Here is a 24774-nt window from a genome sequence, read left to right on the forward strand (position 1 = left end):
ATTATAATAGTATGAAGGTTTTAATATTATGCACAGGCAATAGCTGTAGAAGCCAAATGGCACACGGCTTTTTACAATCATTTGATGATAAATTAGAGGTATACTCTGCCGGAACCGAAGCTTCGGGCAAGTTAAATGCTGGAGCTGTTAAGGCAATGGCCGAAATAGGTATGGATATTAGCAAGCATACTTCCGACTCGGTAAACAAATTTTTGGGCCAGGAATGGGACTATGTTATTACTGTATGTGGTGGCGCCAACGAGGCTTGTCCGGCCTTTATAGGTAAAGTAAAAACACGTTTACACATTGGTTTCGACGATCCATCGCACGCCACAGGAACTGAAGAGTTTATTTGGAGCGAGTTTATCCGCGTACGCGACGAAATAAAAGAAGCATTCTACAAACTATATACTGAGGATATTAAGCCGCAGTTATAAATTGCATTAGCATGACGGAATCAAAAAAAGAAATAGGATTTTTTGAAAAATATTTATCCTTATGGGTGGCGCTATGCATAAGTGTAGGCATAGCCATAGGCCATTTTGCTGGCGATAGTGTTGGCATACTAAGTGAACTTGAGTTATTTAAGGTAAATATACCTGTAGCCATTTTAGTTTGGCTTATGATTTATCCTATGATGCTTCAAATAGATTTTTCAAGCATTAAAGATGTAGGTAAACGTCCCAAAGGAATTATACTTACCCTGGTTATAAATTGGCTTATTAAGCCTTTTACCATGGCCTTTTTTGCATGGGTTTTCTTTAGTAAGCTATATGGTGCATTTATTAGCCCCGAGCAAGCTGGCGAATACATAGCCGGAGCTATTTTATTGGGTGCAGCACCGTGTACAGCCATGGTTTTTGTGTGGAGTTATCTTACTGATGGAGATCCGAACTACACATTGGTTCAGGTGTCGGTTAACGATTTAATTATATTGGTGGCTTTTGTGCCCATAGTAGGTTTGTTATTAGGCATTACTAATGTGCATGTTCCGTACGATACGCTTGTGGCCAGTGTAGTTATATTTGTGGTGGTTCCGCTTGTAGCGGGAATTATTACCAATAAGCTAATGATTAAAAAACATGGCGAAGAATGGTATAAAACGCAGTTTCTACCTAAGTTTAAGCCTGTTTCTATTGTGGCATTATTGCTTACATTGGTATTGTTATTCGCCTTTCAGGGCGATATTATTACGGCCAATCCCTTAATAATTTTACTGATAGCGATACCACTTACCATACAAACGTATTTTATATTTTTTGTGGCCTGGTTTAGCGGACGAAAGTTAAAATTACCACACGCCATCTGCTCTCCATCTGCCATGATAGGTGCTAGTAACTTTTTTGAGTTGGCGGTAGCAGTTGCCATTGCCTTATTTGGATTAGATTCTCCTGCGGCCTTGGTTACAGTAGTGGGTGTTTTGGTTGAAGTTCCTATTATGCTTTCGCTTGTGAAGCTTGCCAATAAATGGAAATATTAAAGTATATATTAATACCATCAAGTGCTATTCATTAGTTCTTGATGGTATTTTAATTTGTTCCAACACGCTATCTCTATAATTTCTACTAATTGGTAGCTCCTTCCCTTTTATCTCAACCAGTTCATGCGTATATGAATCTATTTTACGAAGTGGGATAATAAACGATCGGTGAATTCTAACAAAGCATTTTGGAAGCATCTCTTCAATATTAGAAATGGTTTCTCTGGTAATAATTTCTTTATCCTCGCAGTTTATTTTCAGGTAATCGCTCAAACTTTCAATATAAAGCACCTCATTAAAATTAACCCTAACCATTTTTCTTTCCGACCTCACATAAATAAACTCATTAGAAACAGAATTATCAGCACTTTTAGCCAGTTCTGTTGGCACCGTCAAAACCCTTTCTTTATAAGTATTAATGGCTTGTATAAACCGTTCAAACGAAATGGGCTTTAGCAGATAATCTATGGCCTTAAGCTCAAATCCATTCAGAGCGTATTCGCGGTACGCCGTAGTAAAAATAATTTTAGTGTGATCCCCCACTAATTTAGCCAATGATAAACCCGATAGTTCAGGCATATGAATATCCATAAACACTAAATCAACCTCCTTTGAATTGATTAATTCCAATGCCTCAATCGAATTATAGCACATTCCTACAATGTTTACGTTGGCTATTTTTTTCAGATAACTTTCAATTATTTCGCAGGCAATTCTCTCGTCGTCAACAATTAGGCAATTTATTATATGAGTCATAAAATAGGGTTTATATTTTTGATAACTAAAGCCGAAAAGAAGGCATCACTTGTATTGATGGTTCGTAAAGTATAGCCATCGTTATAATTCAACTTTAAGCGCTTTTCAAGGGTTTTAATGCCCAACCCTCCTTGTAATTCTTCTATTGGTTTAGATGGTTTACTATTGGCAATGATGAATAATAAGGATTCGTCAATTATTTTTAATCGGATACTTATTCTCAAATTCCCACTTGCCAAACGACCGTGCTTAAAGGCATTCTCAACAAAAGTTATGAGCATCATTGGCGGAATGCAAATAGTATCGGGTATCACACTAATGCGCTTTTTAATATGCAAACTGTCTCCAAAACGAAGCATTTCCATTTCCATGTACTCATTTAAATGATCTACTTCATCTTGCAATAACACGCTTGGTTTATTTGCTTTGTAAAGCGAATAATTAATCAAACTTGAGAGTTTTAATATAGCCGCCGAAGTTAAATCCGATTGCTTAATAGATAAACCATATAAAGTATTTAAGGTATTGAATAGAAAATGAGGATTCAGTTGCGCTCTTAAATAATTCAATTCTTGGGTTTTAAACTCGAGTTGATTCTCCACAATTTTTTGCTTTAAGCCTTGGTTATTAAGCACTGTGCCATGGTTAAATTTAAGCAAATCGTAGGAGGCAATTAAACCTGTAATAATTAAGATTAATAGAAATATTGAAGAAAAACTTTTGCTCATTGATGGAAAGACTTCCATGTTAAAATCAAACATGAAAAATAAGTAACCATACATGGTGATTACAATAAAATACGAAGCAAAAACCATCACATAAAAGCTATACAAAAGGAAGTATACATATTTTCCTTCGAACAGAAACTTAGGAAATAAGCGTTTGGTGAAAATGTAAGTTACAATGGCCGACAGTGCAGTTATGCACAATGAAATGGACAAAGAATAACGGTAATTGCTATTATTGAAACTAAAGAATAATGTGTATATCCCAAAAACAATAAGCCAGGTGATTATTGGTTTTAAAACAGAACTCCATTGTTTATTAATATTGATATACATAATAACAAATATAACGATTGTTATACTTAGAATTCCCCTTAATCCGCACAATGTAGACGAATGACTGAATTTAATTGCTATTTAACCAATATTAGTCTGCTATGGTACTTCCGGCTATTAAACCTGTTATTTCTGTAGTTTACCGCACATCAAAAAATAGGCGAATAGCTAAGGCTACTTTTATATCAAACATTTAAAACCTATTATGATGGAACAAATTTTGATTAAATTAAACGAAGGTGGCGCTATTTTCACCTACCCAATTTTGGCTATTACTGTGGGCATGGCAATTTATTTTGCACAAGCTTTACTAAAAAAACGAAGTTATTCCAGTACTGAAAATCTAATTACCAATTTCTCTTGGCTTTCCTTAGGCTGGGGAAATGTTGGGATAGCTTTAGGCCTAATTGTAGCTTTTGACTCTATTAAAACCACTGCTATTTGCGATTTTAAATTGCAGCACTTAGCAGGCGGATTAAAAATGGTTTTTATTTGCTTCATTTTATCAGCATTCACATTCACGCTAAATCGCTTATTTATTTTAATTTTATGCTATATTCGGGAACGAAGCAATTAAAACCCTAAGATGAGTTTAATAGAACAAATTGTAATAAAACTAAATGAAGGAGGACCGGTATTTACCTATACTATACTCTGTTTGATACTCGCATCAATCGTATTATTTATTAGTGGTTTATTTAAGGTCCCTAGTGTATTTAAAACCATAGCCATTATTAAACAGATTGGATGGTTATCAATTGCTTGGGGTGTTTTAGGCCGAACATTCGGACTTATTGTTGCCTTCGACACCCTTCAGCAGTATAACAATTTAACACCTAAACTATTGGGCGATGGTTTAAAAATGGCTTTACTCAGCCCTATGTTAGGTATTCTTAGTTTTGTTATTGCAAGAATATTTATCGCTATCCTCTATTTGTTTTCAAAGCAGACCACGCTTTCTTAAAAAAAGGCTGCATATAAAAAATCAGCCAATCAATATCATAGTTAGATACCGATTGGCTGACTTAAGTCTTATATAATTATGAATTTTACTTAATCAGAAAATCCATCATTTTATCTTCCTCCAAAAATACCTCAAAGCGCTCTCCAATATTAACTCTACCTACTCCTGCCGGCGTTCCGGTATAAATAAGATCTCCAATTTTTAGCGTGAAAAACTTAGAAACATAGGCAATGATATCATCTATTTTAAATAGCATATCATTGGTATTTCCATCTTGTCTTAATTCACCATTAACCAATAATTTAAAGTTGATATTTTGCACATCTTTAAACTTTGACTTTGGCACAAATTGTTTAGAAATACCCGCAGAAGCATCAAAGGCCTTTGCCTTTTCCCAAGGTAAACCCTTTTCCTTCAATTTTGATTGCAGGTCGCGAGCAGTAAAGTCGATACCCATTCCTATTTCATCGTAATATCTATGTGCAAACTCTGGCGCTATATGCTTACCTAAACGATTGATTTTAACCACCAATTCTGTTTCGTAATGGAAATCTTCTGCAAAGTCAGGCACAAAAAACGGATCGTTATTTCGTAATAATGCTGTATCTGGCTTAATAAATATTACGGGTTCACTCGGAACCTGATTCTTTAACTCCTTAGCATGGTCGGCATAATTTCTACCAATACAAATAATCTTCATAGCAATACTTTTATTACGGACTACATTTGAAAGTTTCGCAGTTTAATTTCTGTGAAGATCTTCTTAGTGTATAATGGAAAATCTCCTTGCATAATCCAACCATAATAGCCCGGATCACTCTTTAATATATCTGTCACTTTTTTGCCTTTGTGCTTTCCAAAATTCACACATTCGTCGCCATCTTCATCGTAGGCTAACCGTCCGGCAAAATCGGCAGTTTTTCCGTAAGAAGAGAATTCTGCCAAATAATCAATATCATTCTTTAAATCTTCGTACCTATCTAATTGGGCCAATAGAATTTCGTAGGTAGCTCGTGTATCAGCCTCAGCACTATGCGCATCTGTAAGTTCTTTATCACAAAAGAATTTGTATGCCGCTTCTAGGGTTCTTTTCTCCTTTTTATGAAAAATAGTTTGCACATCTACAAACTTTCTTTTTTTCATATCAATATCCACATCGGCTCTTAAAAACTCTTCTGCTATTAAAGGAATATCAAACTTATTTGAGTTATACCCTCCTAAATCACAGCCTTCAATAAACTTGGCAACCTTTTTAGCAACCTCTTTAAATGTAGGGCTATCCTTAATGTCTTCATCATAAATACCATGTATCTCTGATGTTTTTTTAGGGATATGCATCTCTGGATTAATGCGATATTTTAAGGTCTCTTCAGATTGATCTAAATTGATTTTAATAGCAGCTATTTCAACAATTCTATCCTTAGCTACATTAATTCCGGTAGTTTCTAAATCGAAAAAAACAATTGGGTTCTTTAAATTAAGTTTCATCTTATCCTTTTATCGTACCATGGATCGTTGATCCATTTGGTAAACTTATTTCTTGTTAAATTATAAATTGCTAGGTATCAAATATTGATATTTAACATTCCATTTTTAGCAATTTCAGATACAAAAATAACTTTATTAATGGGGCAAGCAATACTATTTGTCTTTTTCTAACGCATCCTCCTTTAAAGGCAGTATAAATAACATTTTCTCAGGAATAGTGGCATATAACATATCGCTAATATTCAAGCTTTCTGAGTAAGTCAGTTCTCCATCCTTATAAAAATTCAATAAATAATCACCCGGATTTAGGGCGAGAACAAAATTTGAAGAATCTCCAGAACAGCTATACATGCCAAGAAGATCGGTATTTGTAGTATCCATCAACTCCACATGCATAGATGATGTAATTAAAGACGTACCCTCTGAATTTTGCTCAATTACACTTCCCTTTATGATAATGGGCTGAGGTTTAATCTTTTGAAAAATGAGCTTATATAAATCTCTCTGACCATAGCCTTCTGGTCTAATGGCAGATACATAGGCGTAACGGTGATTCTTAACCCACGAAATAGAATAATTATCGTATAAATCGTTAATTGGATAACCCATATTGACAGGCTTACTCCACTCCTTTTTTTCTTCATCGTAATCTGAATAAAAAAGATCGGCCCCACCCATTGAGTTTTCACCGGTTGAAGAAAAATATATTCTTTTATTATTATAACTCAGAGCTGGGAAATTCTCATCGCCACTTGTATTAATGTTTTCTGAGAAAACACGCGATTCACCAAATTCACCATTCGGCAACTTAATGGAGTAATAAATGTCAGTATCTCCATTCTCATTTTCAGCCGCAAACAAAAGTGTATCTCCACTGGTGGTTAAGGATACGCCAAATACCCCTTTCTTCTTTTCAGTAAGGTGTTCAAATTCAACAATGTCATCATACCTATTATTTCCCTTATACTTTGAAGATGCAAGTACCTCAGTTCCCTTTCTATTGTGGAATACAAACAGTTCTTCTCCATCAGGGTGATAACCCGATACAATTTCATCGTACTCTGAATTAATAGCGCTCCCTAACGATTTTCCTTTTGTCCATTTATTCTTATCTCTAACGGATATATTTGCATTAAAATAATTGACACCCGCATAGGAATGATAACGCTTATCATTTGAATAAACCAGTTTGTCCTCGTTCTGTGTAACAAAGGGATTTAATTCATTCTCTTTTGTATTGATACCTGAACCTAGGTTTACAAATTCAACATCTACTGGACTTTTAACAAAGGCTTGCGCATTTAAACACCACTTAATGTACAAATCTGCTTCAAGATATAATTCCAACTTTTCATTTTCTAGTTTCTTAACCCTCTCAAAACCTTTTAAAGAATTCTCAAATTGATAATTATAAAATTGAGCCTTAGAATGATTTAATAAGTTAATAGCTGTGGTATCATTAGTAATTAGAAATGAGGTATACTGCAGTGCTGCTGCTTTATCAACATTTGATTCTAAATAACACAATACCAAGTTACGGTGTAACTGTTTGTTGGCAGGCATACGTCGTAAGGCACGTTCAAAGTCCTTAATGGCGCGTGAGAAATTACCAACTTTAAGATATTGCTCTCCCCGCTTTTCATATTTCTGTGAAAACACAGAACATGGCAAACTTAAAAATATTACGAGTAGTAGTTTTGCTAAATTATTCATTTTAGGTGCGATATAAGGTTATTATTGTTTGAATATACATTTCTATATTTTAATATCCCCTCTTCTATTGATTAATATGAACTTTTTTTACTCCAACATTGTTTTCACTTCAATTAAACTACAATCAACAAACTAATATTTAAACTACATGAAACGTCGTAATTTTATTAAACTTGCCGGAGCTGGCGCTACGGCTTTAATCATATCGCCTACTCTAGCCAATTGCGTTAGTCCGTCAAGTGCTAATTTTAAAGGACATACATTTAACGAATTACCCTACGCCTATAATGCACTAGAACCATATATTGATGCCGAAACAATGGAATTGCACTATAGCAAACACCATAAAGGTTATTTTAAGAAGTTCACAGCAGCTATTGAAGGTAGTGAGCTTGAAAAAACTCCCATGCACTTAATATTTAAGCACATTAATAAATATGATGATGCCGTTAGAAATAACGGAGGTGGTTATTACAACCATAGTCTTTTCTGGAGTTGTTTAAATCCAAATGGAGGAAGCCCTTCTGCAGAATTAGCTAAGGCAATTGATGATGATTTTGGAGGAATGGATCAGTTTAAAAAAGACTTTTTTACACAAGCTAAAACGCAATTCGGAAGTGGTTGGGCATGGTTGGTTCTTAATAAGGCTGGTAAATTAGAAGTTGGTAATACGGCCAATCAAGATAACCCCCTAATGCCAGATAGTGATATTCAAGGAATTCCTTTAATTGCTTTTGATGTTTGGGAACATGCCTATTATTTAAAATACCAAAACCTACGTGGCGATTACATTAATGCTTTTTGGAATATTATTAATTGGAATGAAATTAATGAGCGATATGCAAACGCCAAATCGGGCAAATGGTTGGGGTAATATAGTTGTCAGTTAGAAGTCAGTAGCAGAAGGCATAAACAACTATCTGTATACTTAAATACAAAGAGGGCATCACAGCCCTCTTTTTTGTTACTTAATATCTTGAAGATGCAGTTTTAACCACTTGCTAGAAACTGAACACTAATAGCTTACTCTATATCTTCGATGATACGTTCTAAGAATTCGTATTCATCTTCGTTTAATATTTTACCGTTAATGTGGCGCATTTTTATTCCATTAACCACTTCAATTCCTAAATCATCTGCCTCAAAAGATTCATACTCCTCCTTGGCATGCATATTTTGATGATTAAACGACATTTCACTATCCTCAATTTTTACAGTTAGTAAATATCCAGTAATGGCATTTTCATATATTTTGTAGTATATCTTACTCATTGTATTCTTCGCATTTAAAATCTGAGGCAAATATAATAAGCAGTACAGGAATCGCAACATTTAAAACCGTAAACAAGGCATATAAAAAAAGGGCTTCTGCCCTTTTACTAAATATTTGTCTTTTTAAATTCTTCAATTATACTGATGGCCTTCTCTTTATCAGCATCTTCAACAAAAAGCTCGGCATTACCAGGAATCCCTGAACCAAAACCCGCTTTCATTGCATTTTCAAATTCATTTTTTACTAAACACTCAATATTAGATTGTTTTAGCAAGTCCTTATATATCTCAATATCTACGATATGACCATAAATTACTTTTTCCATAATAATGTAGTTTTATGAGGTGAATAATGTAATTAATATAGCCATATTAATGCGAATAAACAAAATGCAGACTTCTCGCTGCTTTGTGGCAGAGCTTAATGCTTTTACTACCTTTGCGCCATTCACATTTTACCAATAATTATGAAATTTGAGACTCCACTAATAAAAGGGACTTTGCTTAAACGCTATAAACGTTTTTTATCAGATATAAAGTTAGAAGACGGAAGTATTGTTATTGCGCACTGCACCAATTCTGGCAGCATGAAAACATGTATTGAAGAAAATGCACCTGTTTATGTATCGCCGGCAAAAGACCCTAAACGAAAAACAAAGTATACTTGGGAAATGATTTTCATAAATAATGGATGGATAGGTATTAACACAGGCCATCCGAATAAAATAGTTTATGAAGCTGTGCTTAATGGTGAAATTGAGAAACTAAAAGGTTACACCCATGTAAAACGAGAAGTAAAGTTTGAAGATAGTAGATTTGATGTATATGCTGAAAATGATAAGGAGCAATGCTTTATTGAGGTGAAAAATGTATCGATGAAGGAAAGTGAATGGGCTTTGTTTCCGGATGCTGTTACTACACGCGGGCAAAAGCATCTGAGAACTTTAATGGAGGTTAAAAAGCAGGGAATTCGTGCTGTGATGGTGTATATTATTCAGCGCGCTGATGTGAGTAAGTTTGGTCCTGCAAAAGAGGTTGACCCAGTTTATGCAGCCACACTTAAAGAGGCTTATGAAAATGGTGTTGAAATTATTCCGCTTATTGCGGATGTGAGTCCGGAAGAGATTAAGATAAAGAAGGAAATTCCATTTTTCTTATAAGATTATTTACTGATAAAAACAGGCTCAAAATAGCTAAAAAACACCTCTTTGTAAGCGGCTGATTATCAACATTAGGCAAGGAGCTAAAATTGCGTACCTATGGAGTTTTTTTTCCATACCTATGCAATATTTTTTCCTTACCTATGGAATTTTTACTGCATAGGTATGGAATATTATAATGAATCAAATATTAGCTTAAAATACTTGGTAATACATCAATGCTGTCCTAATTAAATTTTCACTCAAGCCGTGAAGGCTTCTACTTTTTTCTACAGTCAAAAAAGTAGACAAAAAAACCGTCGACTACACCCACTTCACTCAAAAAACTAGGTTTCATGACTGAAATTGTTTTAAACTCGCACTTTTTCGTGCCTCAAAGCGCTCAAACAAAAAACAATTTTTAACCGTCATTTCAATCCTGTTTTTTGGCTCACTGGCTGAGGCCGATACTAAACAAGGCGAGCAGCACATTTTATAAAAGCGTCTAGGGCGCGATTGGTATTACTTATTGTTTTTGCTGATGCGGGCTGGATAGAAGTGGCAGCCCTTTATTTAGACGGCTTTATAAAGCTTAGTTGGCGGATGCGACCGCAGGAAGCACACGCACGGCTTAGCTGAATATAGCCGCCTAAATAAAGGCTAAAACGGATAGCCAGATTATGCCGCCATAAAAAATAAGAAAGTCCGTAAACTTATGGTATACATAGCTTAAGGACTTTTATATTTTAGATGAAATACTAGTTTAGTAAATCTCCTTTTTAGCGGCTTTTAATGTATTTAAAAGTAGAGATGCAATTGTCATTGGACCTACTCCACCCGGAACTGGCGTGATGAAACTACATTTTGGTGCAACTTCATCGTAAGCAACATCTCCTTTCAGTTTCCAACCCGATTTGGTTACATCGCTTTTAACACGTGTTGTACCTACATCGATAACTACGGCGCCTTCTTTTACCATATCTGCCTTAACAAACTCTGGTGCTCCGATGGCTGCAATTATAATGTCGGCTTGTAAACAAATTTCTTGCAGGTTTGCTGTGCGACTATGACACACGGTAACGGTAGCATCGCCTGGATATCCTTTTTGGGATAATAAAATACTCATTGGACGACCAACAATATTACTACGACCGATAACTACAACGTGCTTACCTGATGTTTCAATTTTATAGCGCTCAATAAGCTCCATAATACCCTGTGGTGTTGCCGATATAAATGCTGGCGAACCAATGCTCATGCGACCCACATTTTGGGGATGAAACCCATCAACATCTTTTCGATAATCAACTGCATCGGTAACTTTTTCTTCAGAAATATGCTTTGGTAACGGTAGCTGAACAATGAATCCGTCTAAATCGGCATCGTTATTCAACTCTTCTACTTTGGCTAATAATTCTTCTTCAGTAACTGTATCTTCAAAACGAATTAAAGTTGATTTAAAGCCTACATACTCACAGGCTTTAATTTTAGCGGCTACGTATGTTTCGCTACCTCCATCGTGCCCCACTAATATGGCTGCTAAATGTGGAGCTCTACCTCCGGCTGCTTTTATACTTGCTACTTCTGCTGCAATTTCATCTTTTACCTTCTGAGAGGTTGACTTCCCATCAATAATTTGCATGTTGTATGTTTTTTTTCGATGAATAAAAAAAGGGAACGTATGCGTTCCCTCTCCTATTTACTATGTTGTTATTATCTTTTACCGAAAGGCATGTTTTGCATCATGCGCCCCATGTTTTTTCCTTGGGTCATCATTTTCATTACCTTGCGTGTGTCGTCGAATTGCTTAATTAAACGATTTACTTCCTGAATGTTTGTTCCTGAACCATCGGCAATTCGCTTTCTGCGGCTTCCGTTTAAGATTTTTGGATCTTCGCGCTCTGTAGGTGTCATTGAATATATAATGGCTTCAATACCTTTAAAGGCATCATCATCAAAATCCATTCCCTTAAGTGCTTTACCCATTCCTGGGATCATGCCAGCTAAATCTTTCAGGTTACCCATTTTTTTGATTTGCTGTATCTGATTTAAGAAATCGTTAAAGCTAAATTGATTTTTAGCAATTTTCTTTTGTAGTTTACGAGCCTCGTCAGCATCAAACTGCTCTTGAGCACGCTCTACAAGAGAAACGATATCACCCATACCTAAGATACGGTCGGCCATACGACTTGGATGGAAAACATCTAAAGCTTCCATCTTTTCGCCCATACCCACAAACTTAATAGGCTTATCTACTACGCTTCTGATTGATAAGGCAGCTCCACCACGTGTATCACCATCTAACTTAGTTAGGATAACACCATCAAAATTTAATCGATCGTTAAATTCTTTGGCAGTATTTACAGCATCCTGACCCGTCATAGAATCTACTACGAAAAGAATTTCTTCAGGATTAATGGCTTTTTTAATGGAAGATATCTCCTCCATCATTTGCTCATCAACTGCTAAACGACCGGCGGTATCGACAATTACTAAATCGTGTCCGTTTGCTTTTGCAAAGGCAACACCATCTTTAGCCAATTTAACTGGGTCGTTATTTCCTTCTTCGGTATATACTTTAACGCCAATTTGCTCTCCCAACACTTGTAGTTGGTTAATCGCAGCTGGACGGTAAACATCACCTGCAACCAATAAAGGATTCTTTCCTTTTTTAGTTTTTAAGAAGTTAGCTAATTTACCAGTGTGGGTTGTTTTACCCGAACCCTGTAAACCAGCCATTAAAATTACGGCAGGACTTCCTTTTATATTGATATCTACAGAATCGCCTCCCATTAATAATGCCAACTCATCGTGCACTATTTTAACCATCATTTGCCCTGGTTGTACTGCATTTAGTACATTTTGGCCCATGGCTTTTTCTTTTACTGTTTCGGTAAAAGTTTTAGCAGTTTTATAGTTGACATCAGCATTAAGTAACGCTCTACGTACTTCTTTTAAAGTTTCGGCAATATTAATTTCTGTAATCTTACCTTGACCTTTTAAAAGTTTAAAGGAACGTTCCAGTTTTTCCGACAGATTCTCAAACATTGTATTGTACTTTTAAATTTCAGATTGCAAAAGTAAAAAAATAATTGCTTACTCCGTGCATTATTGTTTATTCGTTAAACAATATTTACTTAAACTATTCATTATTCTGTTTATGCAAATATTATTACTCTCAAAATCTGAATCTTATAAGCTTTAGAATTTAATTAGCTTATTTGACATGATACTAAGGATCTGTAACTTTTAATAAAATATTGAGTAGTATTAATAAAATAGTAGTAAAAATAGACGTTTAGAGATTAAGATCAATCCAACAAAATATCTATTTTTGCGGCTCAATATAAAATAGACATGGATATATTTCTGATTAAGCTTCTAATTCCTTTCGCTAGTTTAGTTTCTTTCTTTATTGTTTTTGCAACAATACCAACAATTATCAAAGTAACGCGATCTAAAGGAATGTTTGCAGACTCAAACGGTAGAACCTTGCATAAAACTGCTATCCCAAACTTAGGCGGCATTGCCATCTTCATGAGCTTTTTATTTACCTATTCTATATTTTCTGATTGGTTTTCGTTCACTAAAATACCGTTTTTAATTCCATCCATATTAATCATTTTTGCGATTGGAATAAAAGATGATATAATGGTTACCGCGCCCATTGTAAAACTAATGGGACAGATTTGTGCGGCCTTTATTATTGTTGCTTGGGGCGATGTGAGAATTACTTCTTTTCATGGTTTTTTTGGTATTGAACCCGATTACTTAACCAGTATTACTTTTAGTATTTTCTTATTTGTATTTATAATAAATGGCTTCAATTTAATTGATGGAATTGATGGACTTGCCTCTACAGTAGCAATCATATCCATTACTTCGTTCATGGTATGGTTTTATATCAATAACGATTATCATATTCCTGTTTTCTCAGCCGTATTGATTGGAGTGCTTTTGGCATTTATGTATTACAACGTTTTCTCAAAAACCAATAAAATATTTATGGGTGATACAGGCTCTCTTATATTAGGTTTCTTGTTAGTAATTGCGGCAATCCGATTTTGCGAGTTCAATATTCCTGAAAACAGACACAATCTTAAATATACAATGGATTCTGCACCAGCAGTTGCAATAGGTATATTAATTGTTCCAATAATCGATACAATTAGAGTTTTTATTTTTAGGCTTTCAAGAGGGAATTCACCATTTACGGCAGATAAAAATCATATACACCACCGTATGTTGACATTGGGTTTTACCCATTTACAAACTTCACTAATAATCGGAGGGGTTAATATTGTTTTTGTTATTTTATCATATGCCCTTAAAGATTTAGGGGTTTTAAAGCTTACCCTATTAATTTTCACATTGGGACTCGGTTGTAGTTATATACCTGCAATATTTATTTTACGTAGAAAAAAGAAAATAAAACATATTGCTGCAGAGTATAGAAGAGAAAATATAGATGATAAATAATCTGATTGGTGAAAGTGCCGCACTGGCAACTGCTGTTTGTTGGACCATAACGGCTATTGCTTTCGAACTTGCAGGTAAGAAGGTAGGATCGTTACCTGTAAACCTTATTCGACTTGTAATTGCATTCTTTATTATAGGAATATTCTCCTATTTCAGAAAAGGAATGTTTGTAGCCACTGATGCCAGCAACGAGCTTTGGTTATGGTTAAGCATTAGTGGCATTATTGGTTTCGTAATTGGCGATTTATTACTATTCCAGGCCTTTGTAGTAATTGGTGCTCGCTTATCAATGCTTATCATGGCATTATCCCCTCCTATGTCGGCTCTACTTGGGTATTTTATACTAAACGAGAATCTAAGCTTTGTGAATATGTTAGGGATGGCAGTAACAATTGCTGGAATTGCCATAGTGGTTCTTAACAAAGAAACGAAATCAGATCAGGTAGAAGTCTCCTATCCTATTAAAGGTATTTTGCTTGCAATTGGTGGTGCATTTGGACAAGCATTAGGTTTAGTTCTTTCAAAATATGGAATGAAAGATTACGATCCTTTTTTAAGTACTCAGATTAGAATTATTGCTGCAATTGTTGGCTTTGCTGTTCTTTTTAGTGTATTAGGTATTTGGCCAAAAGTATTTTCGGCTTTAAGAAATAAACCAGCCATGTTAAGTATTAGCATTGGCTCGGTATTCGGACCATTTTTAGGGGTGTCGCTATCTTTATTAGCCATACAGTATACCACAACGGGTATTGCAGCCACAATTATGTCTATTGTACCCATATTAATTATTGTACCTTCAATTGTTATTTTTAAGGAAAAGGTAAAAGCAAAGGAGATTATTGGTGCAGTAATTGCTGTGTGTGGAGTAATTTTATTTTTCGCTTTTTAAGGTAACATTCAACTTATTTCGCTAATCAATAACCTAGATAAATTTAATTATTAATGGATCATTTTATTGTTGTTCTAACTGAAAATAGAAACCTAGGAATAATTGCTTCTGCATACTTTGCCGAGGATAATGAGGGTTCGCCTTCTTTGGTTTTAAAGGAGAAAGTAAACACACATTCTCCTGAGCAACATAAAAAATTCACTTTTACTCCTGAGCAACTAACAGTACTAGCTATCCTTGATCAAATTACTGATCGATATTTATTTAATGAGTTCTCAAAGGATACCAGCATCAAGCAATTTTACGAGAAGCTAGATGATCAAAAGCTTGAAGATACTATCAGGCCACATATTGAAGCACAAATGATGGCTTGCTTAAACGTTCTAGCGCAAAACCCATCCATAAAAATATATCTGAAGGATAAGAAATATAGTAATATATATAAGTCTGATCGACTTGAAATATATCCTCAGAAAGTAGATCCTATATTCTATTTTAAATTAGATGAAAAAGGAATAAACTACACCCTAAAAATTAAAACGGAAACTGAAGATGTCAGTTTAACTTATAAAAAACCTATTGTTATAAGCCACTCCCCTTGTATTCTTTTAATCAGAGAAAAGTTGTATCGATTTGAGAATACAGATAGTAAAAAATTTGTGCCTTTCTTCGAAAAATCGTCTGTTCAAATACAGGCAAGAAGCGTAGCTACCTACATGAAAACGTTTGTAGCTGCATCAGTAAAAAACCATGCCGTGAACGCTGAAGGTTTTGATATAGTTGCAGAAGATATTAAACCCGTTGCCAAATTAGTGATAGCTTACAACCTGCAACAAGAGCCCATATTAACACTGGAATTTGTATACGGAACTAAATCACATTTGGCCAACAGCAAGTCTAACGTTGTTGTTGATGTGAAAGAGGCCAATGAAAAATATACGCTTATAAAATATAAGCGTGATGATGATTGGGAGCAACTCATTATAAAAAAACTATTGGGTCTTGGATTATTAAGTCTTGAAGGACATGCCTACTACCCTAAAGGATATGAACAGCCTTATGAGTTTTATCCCATAATAAACTGGTATAATTTAAACCGCACAACATTAAATGAGCTTGATGTAAGCTTAAGCGACAAATCATTGGATAAGGAGTACTATTTTGGAGAATCGAGCTGCGTATTAAACACCAGTAAAGATGGCGATTGGTACGATTTACAAATGATTATTAAGATTGGCATCTATGATATTCCATTCTTAAAATTCAGAAAATATATTATTGCGGGTAAAAAAGAATATGAATTACCCGATGGAAAAATATTTGTTATCCCTGAGGAATGGTATAGTAAATATGGCGACATATTAACGTATGCTGAAGAGTTTGGAAACAAACTGAGGTTAAAACCTATTTTTCATCACCTTACAGGTAAAAAGAACAATACAAATGCTGAAGTTTTAATACAACAAAACAGCACTACAGTACCTGCCACATTAAAGGCTAGTTTACGCCCCTACCAGCAACAAGGGTTTAGCTGGATGAATTACCTTAACAACAATGGCTATGGTGGTATATTGGCCGATGATATGGGATTGGGTAAAACCTTACAAACCATTACGCTTTTATTAAATATATACAAACCTTCAGAGCACAACCCAGATAACACACATCCAATTAGTGAAGGTATTGAAGGCTTTAACACATCAAATATTGCGGCTAGTTTAATTGTAATGCCAACATCGTTAATTCATAATTGGCTTAACGAATTTAGAAAGTTTGCCCCATCGTTAAAGGTTTATGTTTACAGCGGACAAAAGCGACTCCGATCGAAGGAAATTGGCAACATCATTCGTCACTATCATGTTGTTTTATCATCCTATGGTGTTATACGTAACGATATAGAATACATCAAACATTATAATTTTGAGTATTTTATTTTAGATGAAAGCCAATATATAAAAAATCCAACATCAAAAATATATCAGGCCGTAAGCCAAGTAGAATGCAATAAGAAACTGGTTTTAACGGGTACTCCTATCGAGAATTCGCTAACGGACCTTTGGGCACAAATGAATTTTGTTAACGAAGGCTTGTTGGGCAGTCTTCCCTTCTTTAAAAAGCAATTTGTACATACCATAGAGAAATTAAACAACGAAGGTCAGAAAGAGAAATTGCAACAACTAATTGCTCCCTATATTCTCAGAAGAACAAAAGAGAAGGTAGCTAAAGAATTGCCTCCTGTTAGTGAGCAGGTTTTACTTTGCGATATGACTCCAGAGCAGCAAAAGGTATATGAAGTTGAGAAATCAGGCATTCGCAATCAGTTACTAAAAACATTTGCGAGTGAGGGTATTGAAAAATCGACCTTTTTGGCTTTACAAGGACTAACTAAACTAAGGCAAATTGCCAATCACCCTAAATTGGTTGATGAAGAATACACGGGGTCTTCGGGTAAATACAACCTTATTTTAGATCATTTAAATAGTATTATTAATGAGGGCCATAAAGTGCTTATATTCTCTTCCTTTGTAAAGGATCTGGAATTAATAGAAACACAAATTACTAAGGACAAAATTAACTACAGCAAGCTAACTGGCAGCACTACCAATAGGCAGAAAGTGGTTGAAAACTTTGAGCATGATGATAATTGTAAAGTGTTTTTAATATCGCTGAAAGCAGGCGGTGTTGGCTTAAATTTAATTAGCGCTGATTATGTATTTCTGTTAAACCCGTGGTGGAATCCAGCTGCTGAATCTCAAGCAATTAATAGAGCCCATAGGATTGGACAAACTAAAAATGTATTTGTGTATCGCTTTATTAGCGTTGGTTCTATTGAAGAAAAAATAATGCGACTGCAAGAACATAAATCGGAATTGGCCAATACTTTTATCAACTCTAACAACCCATTTAAAAATATGGGTGAAAGTGAGATTAAAGAGTTGTTCAGCTAATTCTTATAAAACAATTTATCAATTATAATTACTTTTTTTGTTTCTTTGCTAGCCTATAAACCCATGCCCTTACCTTTAGAGTTCTGAATACTATTTTTATTAAATAGAAGTTATAACAATAAACAATATAAATTAACCATGAAGAAATTACTATTTATAGCTGCCATTATTACCTTATTTTCGAGCACATATGCTAATGCACAGGATGTTAAAACTCAAAGTAGAAGCATTGGAGCATTCAATACAATTACAACTACAAAAGGAATTAACGTAACTTTAATTGAAGGCGATAAGGAAAAGATTGAGATTGAAATTGAAAATGCAGCTGTAACAGATGTAATTACTGAGATTAAAGGGCGTGACTTAAAAGTTAAGCTTAAAAATAAAATATATAAGGATGTAGCCGTTCAGGTATACGTAAGCTACAAAACTATAAACCAAATTAATGCTGAGTCGGGTTCGTTTATTACATCAGAAGATGTTGTTAAAGCCGATTTACTCACTGTTAAAGCAGGTAGTGGCGCCTCAATTGTATTAGATGTTGATGTTAGAACATTAAAAGCATCATCGGTATCATCTAAAATAGAATTAGTAGGTGAAGTTGACTTTCAGGAGGTTAGTGTAGTAACTGGTGGAAAGTATATTGCTGATAAATTAATCAGCCGAGAAGCGATTATAAAAACCGGAACCGGTGGTGTTGCTTGGGTAAATGCAACTGAAGATTTAGATATGAAAACTACCACTGGTGGTAAAATCATATACAATGGTAACCCTGCAAAAATAAAAAGTAAAGGTAATATCCAAAAAGACTCAGAATAAGCTATTTTAAGTTTCTGAATAAAAATATACAAGAGGCTATCTCACAACAAGTGATTTAGCCTCTTTTCTTTGGTTTCTAGTAAGTAATATTCGAAATGATGAACTGAAAGAAGTTGTGAGTGATTTGAAAAACTAAAATGCCTAAATAGAACTTTTGGCGAACTTCATGAACCTAACAAAATTTTTGAATCACTGCTGATGCTTTATGCCAGATTGTTGGCACCGTAATTTTTATTTCCTTTTCACTTTATAAGTTGCATAATGACTCCCATTCATATAAAGATGTAAATAATCACTCCCCCTTTTTTTGTACTTAATCTCAACTATTATATTCCCGTCCTTTTCTTTAGGTAGTACATAGTTTCCATATTCTTCTTTAGCAAACTTATATGTAATATTTGGAGTTTTTCGCTTGTTACTAAATTGCAGAATTACAGTCTCATTTTCTGAATAAATAACACCTTCATTCGGTTCCTTTGTTTCAAAATCCAAACTTCTATATCTCTGACCATAAAGAGGTATTTTTTTAAAATCATCTTTTGTCTTATTGGTCAACAACCATTTGTGTTTCCTAGGAAAATGATTCAAAAAGAATTGCTCTGGATTGGTACAAAAATAATAGTCATTAAACTGTCTAATGAATAATTGTTTCTCTTGATTTACATATCCTGCACTCCATGTAACGTCAATTAACTTCCAATTTTGATTTATATTTACCGCATTCCATGCATGTTTTTCACCAAACTTCCTTCCAATTTCTTTTTCTCTAGTTTTAGAAAATCCTGATATTACTTCACATTCAACACCGCAAAGGGAACATAAATGTTTATATAATATTGAATAATCTCCACAAATGCCTTTCTGCTTCCTAAAAGTCTTCTTTGAAACAGATTGCTCATACTCATAATGATTTTTCCATTTCCTTTTAGGCTTCTTACCTTTATTCTTTATAAACTTTCTATACTTCTTTACATCATAATCAACATTATTTGCAATCCAAGTATAAATCCCCCTTGCTTTGGTCTCTTCTGTAGAAAAATCTTGCGTAATTTTCTCTGCTAGTTCTGTATAACTAGTAACACGTCCATATGCTAGTACAACAGAATCTACTCTGTTATAATGCTGAGCATGTAAACATATATTTACTAGTGTTATTAATATTACAAAAATAGCTTTCAACGAGATGATTTTATGGGCGCCAACGGCCCGAATAATTTGCTGTAGGCTAATTTGAAAAACTTAACTCCCAAAATCCCACAGAACCGAAACTTTTGTTTGGTGTAAATTTATTGTTTTCACTAGTCGAAACAAAAGTTTCCGCGATTTTATTAAAAGAACCAAACTACCAAATTTATACTGCCAGCCTATGACCTATATTTTTTTGTTGGCACCAGTTATTTTTCTTCCAAGATTCTGTCCATTCTGTATATTTCAGCATAATAACCTTCTTTTTGAAATACAAGAAAAGCATTAGGATGCGGTTTTACTGTGAAGTCAAACAATTGATTCTGTGTTTCTATGAAATCAACATTAGCTTCACTACCTTCTTTTAAATAAAATGTGGGATAATTGATTGTATTAAATTTTTCACCCTCACAATGTTGACAAATGATTTCTAACTTACTAATTGTATCAACAGGAATTCCCATATAAACTTTAAAGTTTTCATTTGATTCCGGATCGCCTCCAACTACTTTTCCTCTAAAATAAAAACTATTCAATTTAGCATCATAAACAGCTTCTGTATAGACAACCCTAAAACGTTCCATTTTTACCGAAGAATATTCAAGAGCTTTGTATGAAGAATTTGATTTAGAAGAATCTGATCTTGTCATTGAAACATTAGACCAACCAATTGGTTTTTGGGTAAAAAGCGGACTATATTCTGAATTTTCGTTTTCTGTGCAACGCCTGTAGATACTATCTTCAATTTTACTATCCTCAAAGCTTTTCTGGTCAATCTTAATATTAGTCAGAATTAAACTACAAGTATCTTGAGCATTGGATGTTACAGCCATTAACGTAAAAATGATCAATATATATGCTATGTTCTTCATAATTAGTACCTACTCATTTACATCCTCACCCCCTCCCCATACAAAACTAACGTATGTTCTGTATACTCACCGCAAAAGGCGATATACGTATCAGTAAGAATATCTAATTAGATGATAAAAATAGATAATTTTATTTTATGTTCAGCTACATATGTTAATTTAGGAATGAGCATACACTGCCAATAGTAAAATTGATTTGCCTGTATATCGTAAAGGGTGAATCTCGCTAGCGAGATTGGGTATCCCTGATGCGAGATTCACCTCCGGAGGTGCGAGATCGCCTTACCTGCATGCGAGATTCATGAAGTACCCATGCGAGATTGGCTTCCCCCTATGCGAGATTCACTTCCCTTAGGGCGAGATTGAACTTTCTTTGTGCGAGATTGGGTATCTCCGATGCGAGATCGCGATAATCCAATTACAAATCTCTAATTTTTCTACCATGTATATTTTACCCCTCTCTAAGGCAAAAGAACACCCCTTATCAAATTACATCTACAAAAAAGCTACATTAATGATATACAAAGCACTGAAGCTGCAATTTGGGATTTTTCACACCTATATTAAGCAGACTTGGTATTGAGGTTTTCTGAACACTACAATGGAGGCATGTAAAGTTCTAGCTAAGTCAAAAATAGGCCTTGTTAAGTTCTGACTAAGTACAAAGCAAGCTGATTCCATTTTAAAATATCGAATTTTACAATATTCTAAAATGAGTAAACCGCCTGTTGCTAACTTTATCACTTAAGTTGAAAACAGTGCTAAAACACTTACAAATAATTTGAATTATGAAAGCAGTAAAAAGCATTTCTCTATTCCTTATGCTACTTTGCGCAATTGGAGTGAATGGCCAAACCTGGAAAGACCCCAATGCAAAGGTTGAGGATAGAGTTGAAGATTTATTATCTAAAATGACATTGGATGAAAAGATAGCCTATTGTGGTTCCCGAATTTCGGGTATTGAACGCTTGGGCATCCCTTATTTTGAATGGTACGGCGAAGCCCTTCATGGACTTAAAGCTTGGAATTGTACGCAATTTCCACAAAATATTGCCATGGGAGCCACATGGAATCCGGATTTGATGTTTGATGTAGCCACAGCAATATCTAACGAAGCCCGTGCCTTAAAAAATGCAGGACAGAAAGAGGTAATGATGTTTTCGCCAACTGTGAATATGGCACGCGATCCGCGCTGGGGCAGAAACGAAGAGTGCTATAGCGAAGACCCACTTTTAATGTCGGAAATAGCCAGAATGTACGTACGCGGTATGCAAGGGAACGACCCTAAATACGTAAAAACAGTAACTACTGTAAAGCATTATGTAGCCAACAATGTAGAGAAACGCAGAGAGTTTAGCCACTCGTTGGTACGCGATATAGATTTATACGAGTACTATTTCCCAGCGTATAAAACTTGTATTATTGATGAGGAAGCAACTGGTATTATGACCGGATTAAATGGTGTAAACGGCACACCATGTTCGGCAAACAATGCTTTAGTAAATGGTGTATTACGTGATGAATGGGGCTTTGAAGGTTATGTAATTGCCGATTGGGCTGCAGTTCAAGGTTTAGAAAAACGTATGCGATTTGCCAAAACACAAGAAGAAGCTGCTGCCATGGCCATTAAAGCCGGAGTTGATCAAGAGTGTTTCAGACACAAAACAAAGGCTGCTCCTTTTGTAAAGGCATTAAAACCTGCCATTGAACAAGGTTTGTTAACCGAGGAAGAACTTAATGTATCTGTTAGAAGATTATTAAGATTACGCTTTATGACGGGTGATTTTGATGATCCATCGCTTAACCCATACTCTAAAATACCAAGCTCAGTACTTGAATCTGAAACACACAAAAAGTTGGCGCTTAAAGCAGCTGAGCAGTCTATTGTTCTATTGAAAAACGATGCTGCATTGCCTCTAAAGAAAGATATAGACAAGCTTGCTGTTATTGGTCCATTTGCGAATCGTTGTTGGTTGGGTATTTATTCAGGTAATCCTAAAAACAAAGTAACACCTCTTGATGGCATTAAAAAAAGCGCCAAAGGTAACGTAAGCTTTGCCGAAGGTTGTTCTGTTACTGGAGCCGAGGACGACGAACAGAAGATTAAAGAAGCGGTTGCTTTAGCTAAAAAATCGAATACGGTAATTATGGTTGTTGGAAATGATGAATCAACAGCTACAGAAACACGCGATCGTCTTTCGTTGAGTTTACCGGGTAAGCAGCACAAGCTGATAAAAGCAGTTCAGGCGGTTAATAAAAATGTAATTTTAGTACTCATTCCTAGCGGATCTACTTCTATTGGTTGGGAACAAGCAAACCTTCCGGGAATTGTATGTGCGTGGCCAAATGGTCAGGAACAAGGTACTGCATTGGCTAATGTATTATTTGGCGATGTTAACCCAGGTGGTAAGCTGAGTACAGCATGGGTGAAATCGGAAAAACAACTACCCCACTTTCATGATTATAACGTAAAAACCTGGAAAGATGATTATGGTCCAGAAGTAGGACGTACTTACATGTATGCCAACTCAAAACCATTGTATCCGTTTGGTTTTGGACTTAGTTACACGCAGTTCGAAGTTTCTGATATGAAACTTAGCAGCAAGAAGGTTAAAACCATGAAAGACCTTGTGGTAACAGCTAAAGTTTCGAATGTTGGAGATATGGATGGAGACGATATCTTACAAGTTTATGTTCGCGATGTTGAAGCCAACCATACAGTACCGGTAAAAGCCTTAAAAGGATTTGATAGAATACACGTACCAGCCGGAGAAAGCAGAACGGTATCTATCAAGCTACCTTACGAAGCTTTTTCTCATTACAATGTAGATGCTAAGGAGTTTCAGGTTGAAGAAGGTGACTTTGAAATTATGATTGGGCAATCGAGCGAGGATATCGTAGCGAGCCAAACACTAAAAGTTGAAGGTGGAACTATCCCTAAAATCAGTGTTGGACAGAAAAGTGGTTATTTCAACGCTAAGGATGAAAACCGCAGCAAAAAATGGGATTACTTATATGAGGAAGATGCTTTAAGTAGCAAGAAAGAAAAACAAGATGAAGATTCTTCACATAAGTGGATAGAGTATGAGATTGTTTTTGTTGATCCGGGTGTTTATGTAAGTACTTGGGATGCGGAACTTAGTTTTGCCAATGCCAGCAAAGAAGCTATTGTGGTTACTTCAATGGAAGGTGTTGAAATAGCATCGCATACTATTTTGAATAAGCAACGTAAACTACAAATTAAGATTCCTATTCCACCAGAATACGGAAAGCCAGTTCGTTTAAGAGTTAAAACTGTAAGTGGCGAAGTAAAACATGATTCTCTTAAAATTATTCCTCCAGGAGGAAAAGCTCCTTTTGTTATTACAGAAGTTGTAGCAAAATCGGAATAATACCTTAATACTAATCACTTAGGTAAGACGGATTAATTTCGTCTTACCTTTTTTTTGTGCGCTTAAGAATCATAAATCTATAAATTAAATATCCGATTAATATCAAGTTTATCAGATGCCATAAATTTAGTCCGATGTAATTTATTTTTTGTCCAAAATCCATGCTTTCTAAACTCCAGTAAGCTCCCTTACTCTCATCGTAAAAATCATCATATTGCATTAGTAACATAGCAAGTATAAAGTAAAAGATCCCCACCCAAAGGATGGGGCATTGAAATAACCCCTAGAAGGGGATAAATTGCCCTACGCCTCCACAG

22 protein-coding genes are annotated in these 24774 nt (G+C 35.1%); 11 read left to right on the forward strand and 11 right to left on the reverse strand.

Annotated elements, in window-relative coordinates; translation table 11 throughout:
- Positions 1-11: 11 nt before the first annotated feature.
- Together QMO11_RS16790 and arsB are read left to right on the forward strand one after the other, a co-directional pair.
- The gene (locus tag QMO11_RS16790) at positions 12-437 is read left to right on the forward strand and encodes an arsenate reductase ArsC (protein WP_075602475.1); all 426 of its coding nucleotides are present in this window, start codon (positions 12-14) and stop codon (positions 435-437) included.
- Positions 438-448: 11 nt separating this feature from the next.
- Positions 449-1480: an ACR3 family arsenite efflux transporter gene (arsB, locus tag QMO11_RS16795; protein WP_282038565.1), complete on the forward strand. Its 1032-nt coding sequence runs from the start codon at positions 449-451 to the stop codon at positions 1478-1480.
- 24 nt (positions 1481-1504) lie between these two features.
- On the opposite strand, the gene QMO11_RS16800 is transcribed toward arsB, so the two are convergent.
- Positions 1505-2236, reverse strand: a complete 732-nt coding sequence (locus QMO11_RS16800) for a LytR/AlgR family response regulator transcription factor (RefSeq protein WP_282038567.1) — start codon at positions 2234-2236, stop codon at positions 1505-1507.
- On the reverse strand, positions 2233-3297 hold the full coding sequence (locus QMO11_RS16805) for a sensor histidine kinase (RefSeq protein WP_282038569.1): 1065 nt from the start codon (positions 3295-3297) through the stop codon (positions 2233-2235). Before QMO11_RS16805 ends, QMO11_RS16800 begins: the two co-directional genes overlap by 4 nt.
- 208 nt (positions 3298-3505) lie before the next feature.
- On the opposite strand from QMO11_RS16805, the gene QMO11_RS16810 reads away from it, so the two are divergent.
- Positions 3506-3874, forward strand: coding sequence for a hypothetical protein (locus QMO11_RS16810; protein ID WP_282038571.1), 369 nt, complete (start codon positions 3506-3508; stop codon positions 3872-3874).
- Between the two features lie 9 nt (positions 3875-3883).
- Positions 3884-4261 (forward strand): MotA/TolQ/ExbB proton channel family protein, encoded by a 378-nt coding sequence (locus tag QMO11_RS16815; RefSeq protein WP_282038573.1) that lies wholly within the window; start codon positions 3884-3886, stop codon positions 4259-4261.
- An 85-nt stretch (positions 4262-4346) separates the two neighbouring features.
- On the opposite strand, the gene QMO11_RS16820 is transcribed toward QMO11_RS16815, so the two are convergent.
- The 3 genes from QMO11_RS16820 to QMO11_RS16830 all read right to left on the reverse strand — a co-directional run bounded on the left by QMO11_RS16820 (position 4347) and on the right by QMO11_RS16830 (position 7462).
- Positions 4347-4961: a fumarylacetoacetate hydrolase family protein gene (locus tag QMO11_RS16820; protein ID WP_282038574.1), complete on the reverse strand. Its 615-nt coding sequence runs from the start codon at positions 4959-4961 to the stop codon at positions 4347-4349.
- 20 nt (positions 4962-4981) lie between these two features.
- Entirely contained in the window at positions 4982-5749 is a 768-nt protein-coding gene (locus QMO11_RS16825) for a 3'-5' exonuclease (RefSeq protein ID WP_075603921.1), read from the reverse strand.
- A 153-nt stretch (positions 5750-5902) separates the two neighbouring features.
- A complete protein-coding gene (locus tag QMO11_RS16830) occupies positions 5903-7462 on the reverse strand; it encodes a hypothetical protein (protein WP_282038575.1) in 1560 nt (519 codons plus the stop codon).
- 148 nt (positions 7463-7610) lie between these two features.
- On the opposite strand from QMO11_RS16830, the gene QMO11_RS16835 reads away from it, so the two are divergent.
- Positions 7611-8336 carry a superoxide dismutase gene (locus QMO11_RS16835; RefSeq protein ID WP_282038576.1) on the forward strand — a complete coding sequence of 242 codons (726 nt, stop codon included), beginning with the start codon at positions 7611-7613 and terminating at the stop codon, positions 8334-8336.
- A 149-nt stretch (positions 8337-8485) separates the two neighbouring features.
- Here the strand turns inward: QMO11_RS16835 and QMO11_RS16840 are convergent, their stop codons facing one another.
- Both QMO11_RS16840 and QMO11_RS16845 read right to left on the reverse strand, forming a co-directional pair.
- Positions 8486-8734 carry a hypothetical protein gene (locus QMO11_RS16840; RefSeq protein WP_282038577.1) on the reverse strand — a complete coding sequence of 83 codons (249 nt, stop codon included), beginning with the start codon at positions 8732-8734 and terminating at the stop codon, positions 8486-8488.
- Positions 8735-8841: 107 nt separating this feature from the next.
- Positions 8842-9060: a putative signal transducing protein gene (locus QMO11_RS16845; protein WP_075603917.1), complete on the reverse strand. Its 219-nt coding sequence runs from the start codon at positions 9058-9060 to the stop codon at positions 8842-8844.
- Between the two features lie 141 nt (positions 9061-9201).
- Between QMO11_RS16845 and sfsA the strand changes: the two genes are divergently transcribed.
- Positions 9202-9894, forward strand: a complete 693-nt coding sequence (gene sfsA, locus QMO11_RS16850) for a DNA/RNA nuclease SfsA (RefSeq protein WP_282038578.1) — start codon at positions 9202-9204, stop codon at positions 9892-9894.
- Between the two features lie 742 nt (positions 9895-10636).
- On the opposite strand, the gene folD is transcribed toward sfsA, so the two are convergent.
- The gene (folD, locus tag QMO11_RS16855) at positions 10637-11515 is read right to left on the reverse strand and encodes a bifunctional methylenetetrahydrofolate dehydrogenase/methenyltetrahydrofolate cyclohydrolase FolD (RefSeq protein ID WP_282038580.1); all 879 of its coding nucleotides are present in this window, start codon (positions 11513-11515) and stop codon (positions 10637-10639) included.
- Between the two features lie 71 nt (positions 11516-11586).
- Positions 11587-12921, reverse strand: coding sequence for a signal recognition particle protein (gene ffh / locus QMO11_RS16860; protein WP_075603914.1), 1335 nt, complete (start codon positions 12919-12921; stop codon positions 11587-11589).
- 309 nt (positions 12922-13230) lie between these two features.
- On the opposite strand from ffh, the gene QMO11_RS16865 reads away from it, so the two are divergent.
- The 4 genes from QMO11_RS16865 (at position 13231) to QMO11_RS16880 (ending at position 19008) form a co-directional block, all read left to right on the forward strand.
- On the forward strand, positions 13231-14352 hold the full coding sequence (locus QMO11_RS16865; RefSeq protein WP_282038583.1) for a glycosyltransferase family 4 protein: 1122 nt from the start codon (positions 13231-13233) through the stop codon (positions 14350-14352).
- Positions 14342-15241 (forward strand): DMT family transporter, encoded by a 900-nt coding sequence (locus tag QMO11_RS16870; protein ID WP_282038585.1) that lies wholly within the window; start codon positions 14342-14344, stop codon positions 15239-15241. The genes QMO11_RS16865 and QMO11_RS16870 overlap by 11 nt, the downstream gene beginning before the upstream one ends.
- Positions 15242-15294: 53 nt before the next feature.
- Positions 15295-18189, forward strand: coding sequence for a DEAD/DEAH box helicase (locus tag QMO11_RS16875; protein ID WP_282038588.1), 2895 nt, complete (start codon positions 15295-15297; stop codon positions 18187-18189).
- A gap of 138 nt (positions 18190-18327) precedes the next feature.
- Positions 18328-19008, forward strand: coding sequence for a head GIN domain-containing protein (locus QMO11_RS16880; RefSeq protein ID WP_282038590.1), 681 nt, complete (start codon positions 18328-18330; stop codon positions 19006-19008).
- Positions 19009-19239: 231 nt separating this feature from the next.
- On the opposite strand, the gene QMO11_RS16885 is transcribed toward QMO11_RS16880, so the two are convergent.
- Both QMO11_RS16885 and QMO11_RS16890 read right to left on the reverse strand, forming a co-directional pair.
- Entirely contained in the window at positions 19240-20187 is a 948-nt protein-coding gene (locus QMO11_RS16885; RefSeq protein ID WP_282038591.1) for a transglutaminase domain-containing protein, read from the reverse strand.
- Between the two features lie 215 nt (positions 20188-20402).
- Positions 20403-21065 carry a hypothetical protein gene (locus tag QMO11_RS16890; RefSeq protein WP_282038592.1) on the reverse strand — a complete coding sequence of 221 codons (663 nt, stop codon included), beginning with the start codon at positions 21063-21065 and terminating at the stop codon, positions 20403-20405.
- A gap of 788 nt (positions 21066-21853) precedes the next feature.
- Between QMO11_RS16890 and QMO11_RS16895 the strand changes: the two genes are divergently transcribed.
- Positions 21854-24457 carry a glycoside hydrolase family 3 C-terminal domain-containing protein gene (locus QMO11_RS16895; RefSeq protein ID WP_282038594.1) on the forward strand — a complete coding sequence of 868 codons (2604 nt, stop codon included), beginning with the start codon at positions 21854-21856 and terminating at the stop codon, positions 24455-24457.
- The last annotated feature ends 317 nt before the right edge of the window (positions 24458-24774 follow it).

It is taken from the genome of Saccharicrinis aurantiacus (genome assembly GCF_947489045.1).
Taxonomy (GTDB): Bacteria; Bacteroidota; Bacteroidia; order Bacteroidales; family Marinilabiliaceae; genus Saccharicrinis; species Saccharicrinis aurantiacus.

Bases quoted from the DNA above. Each gene is read 5' to 3' on its own strand.
- folD (WP_282038580.1), bottom strand. From the start codon at position 11,515: ATGCAAATTATTGATGGGAAGTCAACCTCTCAGAAGGTAAAAGATGAA.
- sfsA (WP_282038578.1), top strand. From the start codon at position 9,202: ATGAAATTTGAGACTCCACTAATAAAAGGGACTTTGCTTAAACGCTAT.
- QMO11_RS16800 (WP_282038567.1), bottom strand. From the start codon at position 2,236: ATGACTCATATAATAAATTGCCTAATTGTTGACGACGAGAGAATTGCC.
- QMO11_RS16810 (WP_282038571.1), top strand. From the start codon at position 3,506: ATGGAACAAATTTTGATTAAATTAAACGAAGGTGGCGCTATTTTCACC.
- QMO11_RS16815 (WP_282038573.1), top strand. From the start codon at position 3,884: ATGAGTTTAATAGAACAAATTGTAATAAAACTAAATGAAGGAGGACCG.
- QMO11_RS16870 (WP_282038585.1), top strand. From the start codon at position 14,342: ATGATAAATAATCTGATTGGTGAAAGTGCCGCACTGGCAACTGCTGTT.
- arsB (WP_282038565.1), top strand. From the start codon at position 449: ATGACGGAATCAAAAAAAGAAATAGGATTTTTTGAAAAATATTTATCC.
- QMO11_RS16790 (WP_075602475.1), top strand. From the start codon at position 12: ATGAAGGTTTTAATATTATGCACAGGCAATAGCTGTAGAAGCCAAATG.
- QMO11_RS16820 (WP_282038574.1), bottom strand. From the start codon at position 4,961: ATGAAGATTATTTGTATTGGTAGAAATTATGCCGACCATGCTAAGGAG.
- QMO11_RS16835 (WP_282038576.1), top strand. From the start codon at position 7,611: ATGAAACGTCGTAATTTTATTAAACTTGCCGGAGCTGGCGCTACGGCT.
- ffh (WP_075603914.1), bottom strand. From the start codon at position 12,921: ATGTTTGAGAATCTGTCGGAAAAACTGGAACGTTCCTTTAAACTTTTA.
- QMO11_RS16875 (WP_282038588.1), top strand. From the start codon at position 15,295: ATGGATCATTTTATTGTTGTTCTAACTGAAAATAGAAACCTAGGAATA.
- QMO11_RS16845 (WP_075603917.1), bottom strand. From the start codon at position 9,060: ATGGAAAAAGTAATTTATGGTCATATCGTAGATATTGAGATATATAAG.
- QMO11_RS16880 (WP_282038590.1), top strand. From the start codon at position 18,328: ATGAAGAAATTACTATTTATAGCTGCCATTATTACCTTATTTTCGAGC.
- QMO11_RS16805 (WP_282038569.1), bottom strand. From the start codon at position 3,297: ATGTATATCAATATTAATAAACAATGGAGTTCTGTTTTAAAACCAATA.
- QMO11_RS16830 (WP_282038575.1), bottom strand. From the start codon at position 7,462: ATGAATAATTTAGCAAAACTACTACTCGTAATATTTTTAAGTTTGCCA.
- QMO11_RS16890 (WP_282038592.1), bottom strand. From the start codon at position 21,065: ATGAAGAACATAGCATATATATTGATCATTTTTACGTTAATGGCTGTA.
- QMO11_RS16840 (WP_282038577.1), bottom strand. From the start codon at position 8,734: ATGAGTAAGATATACTACAAAATATATGAAAATGCCATTACTGGATAT.
- QMO11_RS16865 (WP_282038583.1), top strand. From the start codon at position 13,231: ATGGATATATTTCTGATTAAGCTTCTAATTCCTTTCGCTAGTTTAGTT.
- QMO11_RS16825 (WP_075603921.1), bottom strand. From the start codon at position 5,749: ATGAAACTTAATTTAAAGAACCCAATTGTTTTTTTCGATTTAGAAACT.
- QMO11_RS16895 (WP_282038594.1), top strand. From the start codon at position 21,854: ATGAAAGCAGTAAAAAGCATTTCTCTATTCCTTATGCTACTTTGCGCA.